4 protein-coding genes are annotated in these 3,549 nt (G+C 59.1%); all 4 read left to right on the top strand.

Annotated features, from left to right (window positions below):
• Positions 1-139 precede the first annotated feature (139 nt).
• Entirely contained in the window at positions 140-670 is a 531-nt protein-coding gene (locus AC1DUU_RS26510) for a dihydrofolate reductase family protein (RefSeq protein ID WP_476786339.1), read from the top strand.
• Positions 671-1,082: 412 nt separating this feature from the next.
• Entirely contained in the window at positions 1,083-1,844 is a 762-nt protein-coding gene (hdhA, locus tag AC1DUU_RS26505) for a 7-alpha-hydroxysteroid dehydrogenase (RefSeq protein ID WP_476786338.1), read from the top strand.
• Positions 1,845-2,617: 773 nt separating this feature from the next.
• Positions 2,618-2,815 (top strand): hypothetical protein, encoded by a 198-nt coding sequence (locus tag AC1DUU_RS26500; protein ID WP_476786337.1) that lies wholly within the window; start codon positions 2,618-2,620, stop codon positions 2,813-2,815.
• A gap of 293 nt (positions 2,816-3,108) precedes the next feature.
• Positions 3,109-3,549 (top strand): type 2 periplasmic-binding domain-containing protein (locus tag AC1DUU_RS26495; protein ID WP_476786336.1); only part of this gene is annotated, 441 nt, incomplete at its 3' end.

Genomic DNA, 3,549 nt, shown 5'->3' with positions numbered 1-3,549 from the left:
TCGCACGAGAGTGGTGTGGTTAGCGGTCCTTTGGTTTTTCGTCACTCCGACCAAGCGGCGCGCAGTTCATGCCCAACCTCACTTTCGCGTAATGTCGCCTCAAGCTATTCTGAATACCTTGCGGTGGAGATCTTGCGGCATGGCGAAGCTCGTCTTTGGAATGAACCAGTCCCTGGACGGCTATGTCGACTACCAGGAAATGTCGACAGGCCCCGAACTCTTTCGACACTGGATAGAGCATGTGAGCGACCTGACGGGCAGTGTGTACGGTCGCCGCATGTACGAGATCATGCGTTACTGGGACGAAGACCGGCCCGAGTGGACTGTGGAGCAACGCGAGTTCGCGGTGGCGTGGCGGCGGCAACCGAAGTGGGTCGTGTCACGCTCGTCGAAGTCAGTTGGCCCCAACGCCACACTTGTCGAGAATGACATCGAGGCGGTGATACGTGGCCTGAGGGCTCAGCTCGTCGGGGAGATAGCTATTTCCGGACCAGACCTGGCGCAAAGCCTGACCGACCTTGGTCTTATTGACGAGTATCGGCTCTACTTCCACCCCGTTGTGCTTGGTCGCGGCAAGCCATTCTTCGCCGGCCCGCGACCGCCGCTCCGCCTTGTTTCCACCGATCACGTTGGCGAGGACGTGATTAGGTTGACGTACGTTCCAGCTTAGTCGCGCCTCTCGCCAGGACTGTGCCCACTGCAGCAGGCCGGTTGGGTGGCCGATCTGGTCCTGCTGGTGTTCGTTGGGACGTGCATTTGGCACGATGTTGCGCGAATTTGACATGCCGATTGCGCGCGCTTGGCCGACGGATTTCCGCTCGATGTCCTGATCGCCAATCTCGTTGCCGCGCGGTTGCTCGGCATCGTCACGGCGTTATGCAAGGAAGGCTCCGGCGGCGTCAACAAGATGGCCCGGGACCGGCATCATGGGCGACGTTTTCGAGTTTCGCCTACGGTTTGGTCGTGCTGACGGTCTCTGGTTGCCTATGGCGTTGTCGGCATCATGCTAGAGTACATCGCCGTCATCGTCGGGTTGCGGCTCTGCGAAAGCAGCTTCGTTTTTTCGAAGAATGGAGAGCACAATGGAAGCACCTTTCACTCTGTCTGGTCAGGTCGCCATCGTCACAGGGGCAGGGGCTGGAATCGGCCGGGCTATTGCCATGGCTTTCGCGCGCGCCGGCGCCAGCGTTGCAGCAAGCGATCTCCGATCAGACGCTGCGCAGGCCGTAGCAGACGAAATCAGCGCATCGGGCGGGCAGGCAAACGGCCTCGCCTGCGACGTGACCAAGGAAGACGACCTTGTCGCCCTGGTGGATGCAACCCTCAAGCGGTTCGGCAAGGTAACCGTCCTTGTCAACAATGCCGGTGGCGGCGGGCCCAAGCCCTTCGACATGCCGATGGATGATTTCGTCTGGGCCTACAAGCTCAACGTGTCTTCTATTTTTCGGCTCAGCCAGATTTGCTCTACGTCCATGGTCGCGGCCGGGGGTGGTGCAATCCTCAACATCAGCTCCATGGCCGGTGAAAACAAGAACGTTCGCATGACGTCCTATGGTTCGTCGAAGGCTGCGGTGAACCACCTCACGCGCAACATGGCCTTCGACCTCGGGCCCCGAAACATCCGGGTCAACGCGATAGCCCCAGGCGCCGTCAAGACCGACGCCTTGCTCAGCGTTCTGACGCCGGACGTCGAAAAGGCTATGCTGAAGCACACCCCGCTTGGTCGTCTCGGCGAGCCGCAGGATATCGCCAATGCTGCCCTTTTCCTGTGTTCGCCGGCATCCGCCTGGATCAGCGGTCAGATCCTGACCGTCAGTGGCGGCGGCGTTCAGGAGCTGGACTGAGCAAATTGCCGGTTTTGGCCTGCGCGTGTGCTCATCGCAGGCCAAGGCTTGAAAATGATCCAAAGCCGCTACCAGGTGGCGGAAACCATTGCCTTCATCCTGCGCCGACTATGCTACGTCAGCCTGGCCGGTCGGCAGTCAAGCCCGCGCAGCAGAACAGCCAAGACGAGGCATTGCATTGCATTGCAATGCAGAAACTCGGCGACCGCTGTCCACAGATGAAAAAGCGAGCTGCAGGGGGGAATTGTCCGCGCTATGGAACGGCCTTCGAGGTCGAAGCAATCCCTCCATGTGCCGATGGGCGTTTCTGCCGGGTAGCTTTCGAACAGCGCGTTGGCGACTTGTTCGGCGGTCTCGCGATCCGTGAGATGGCCTTGAGGAATTCAACTTGTGGCCACAATCAACAATGATTGGACAACAGTCCCCGTTGGATGGATTCGTCTATCAGGAACGGCCAACTGCCGGTCTTGCCAAGCAGGCGTCAGCAAACAGCTTGCGCTTGTCACCTGAAAGGTCGCGGTCCGAGAGGTTTTCATAACGCGCAAGCAGCCATATCCATTCACTCACGTGGCTGAAGTGTCGTCCCAGGCGATGAAGGAGCGGTGAGTGTCGCGACTGAACAATGAATGGGAAATGCAGACGTCGGGAGCGGCACCGTTCATTTCTCGCTTCCGCGGACAGCCCCCGTCAGCCCCGTCTTGTTGAGGCTGTCTAGCGGGCTTTCGAACGACGTAAAACGACCCTTCCAACCGACATACCGGTTGGCCAGACCGATGAAGTTCGCGGCATGGGCCGCTCAATGGCGCGTCTCGTCGGGCTACGACCGGATAGCAGCCGCACCAGAAGTTTTCGCGATTGTGATCGCTGATTTTCGCACCTACTTGATGCCGCTGGTCAGCGTATTTAATGCAGGGCGAATTTGGTTGTCGAGCGGGCCGGGGTCGCAGACAACAGCAACTGATGAGGCATAGTGCGAAGACTCCATCCAACTGGCGTGGCGAGTTCGCGAAATTTATTGCGCGGGCCAAGCCGGCTGAATTTCGGGTGAGAAACGCGCCTCGCAAGCCCGCTCGATAGCGAGCGGAAAATTATTGATAAGCCTGTCGATAAATCGCAGATACCTGCCCGGCATGGCCTACGGTAGTCCTGACCCTGCCCTTGGCGAAATACAAAGGGTACTGATCGCCGGGAAATTTTGCCTTCCGGAGTGGTTCAGGGAAATAAAAACTGCTGGACGAAAAAGCTCAGCCCGTGGGGAATTGTCATGATCTTGAAAAATGTGAGGAACTCTCTTTCCGCCTATGCCCTGTTCGCTGCGTGCGGCATCGCCACGTCGGCTGCCCAGGCTGCTGAGGTGACGGTTGCGGTCGGTGGCGGCGTGATCCAGGAAGTCGGCCGCGAGACATTGTGGGGACCGGCCGCCAAGACGCTGGGCGACACGGTTCGCGAAGAAACCATCAACGACGCCTATGCGTCGGTGAAATTGCAGGCTGCCGCCAACGCCGTGACCTTTGACCTCGTCCAGACAAACGCTTTCCAGGCCGAAAAGGGCGGCCGTGAGGGTCTGTTCATGCCGCTCGACTACAGCGTCATCGACTCGAAGGACTTCATCGAGGGCACGGCGCAGAAGTACTGCATCTCGGCGCTGATTTTCTCCTGGGTGATGGCGTGGAACACTGACGCCTACAAAGACAAGGCGCCGCAG

It is taken from the genome of Aminobacter sp. P4_H6_2 (assembly GCF_056400805.1).
The sequence above is the reverse complement of the archived record's forward strand: the minus strand, read 5'-3'. Positions and strand labels throughout refer to the sequence as shown.